A 1,295-nucleotide genomic window follows, 5' to 3' on the forward strand; every position below is an offset into this window, starting at 1 on the left:
CAATTTTTTATCTAATTCATCAACTAATATTATCTTATCATTGATATTTGCCTCAGTCTGTGGATTATTATCTAGGTCTTCAGTAATAGTATGAACTCCTTCTAAAACTTCGTTTCTAGAATTTTCCGACCAGTTGGGGTCCTCAGCTTTCTTTTTTAAATCGTCTAGTTTTTTTCGTAGAACAGTAGTATCATATACTGTCAAATTAACACTCACTATATCAGTCTGTCCATCAGGCTTTACATGTGGTTGTCCGTCTTCACTAAATATATTATAGGTAACCCTAGCCCCTCCTGTACTCTGCAACTGAGAAACATCCCCATAGTATTGAGTACCTTGTTTAATAACATACTTTGCTGTAAAACCTTGTTTTAAAACAATTAATTGTAATGGGTCTATTTTACCTAATTTTACATCATATAAATCTATGTAAGCGTTTCCGTTTTGCATATTTTTAGTTATACTTGTATTTAATGTAGCGGCACTTCCTTGAAGCACCTCAGCTGCAAACACAGTATCTGTAGAAATATTAAATTGCCCTTGAGTAAAACCTCCAAAAAAACTAATACCAATTAGTACAGAAGCTGCACCAAACTTGAACTTCTTAATTGAAAACCGTTGTTTCGTCTGTGAAGTATCATAACTGTTATTTTTAGACCTTCTAAACATAATATTCTCCTTTACTCTGTATAACTCTATACAGAGTAAATTATAGGCTTAAACAACAAATATTAGAATATCTATACTTTTTTATCTAATCTAATCTGCTTTTTTTTTTATATATAATTTGACTTTTTCGATTTTTTGAATCATATTTTGTTAAAAAAGTATCGACTACCTAATTATTCTGTTGACTTTAAAGAAATATTCTTTAAAATAGATAACATATTAAATCAAAGGTGGTAACTCATATGATTGATTTTCTACTGTTGAAATCATTACACAGTCTTCTAGGTCTAACTATTACTGTTTGTGATCAAAATTTTTCTGTTATCAGAGAGTATAAATCCGAGAAAACTATTTCACTTTTTTACAATCATTACCTTATTTTAAGTAACTTTAGTAAAACTCAACATGATTTTTTATTTCATTATGGCTCTTTAGGAGAACTTTTTCTTGTCCACCATATTCAACAATATTATATTATCATCGGTCCCTGGCGTAGCAATGTTATTGACCCTTTACTTCTTAAGAAAAAGCTGACTGAAACACAAATCAATGCTAGTGAACAAAACTACTTTATTGATAGACTATCCCAATTACCTTTCTTCTCACTTAGTCAAATCCGAGAATTA

General features: G+C 30.0%; 1 protein-coding gene and 1 pseudogene. One reads left to right on the plus strand and one right to left on the minus strand.

Annotation, left to right across the window (positions count from 1 at the left end; genetic code table 11):
* On the minus strand, positions 1-669 hold a 669-nt coding region (locus HMPREF9171_RS105440; protein WP_000489924.1), incomplete at its 3' end, for an alpha-like surface protein.
* 242 nt (positions 670-911) lie between these two features.
* Between HMPREF9171_RS105440 and HMPREF9171_RS105435 the strand changes: the two are divergent.
* Positions 912-1,295: pseudogene (locus HMPREF9171_RS105435) on the plus strand (YSIRK-targeted surface antigen transcriptional regulator); the annotation flags it as partial.

It is taken from the genome of Streptococcus agalactiae ATCC 13813 (assembly GCF_000186445.1).
Classification (GTDB): Bacteria; Bacillota; Bacilli; order Lactobacillales; family Streptococcaceae; genus Streptococcus; species Streptococcus agalactiae.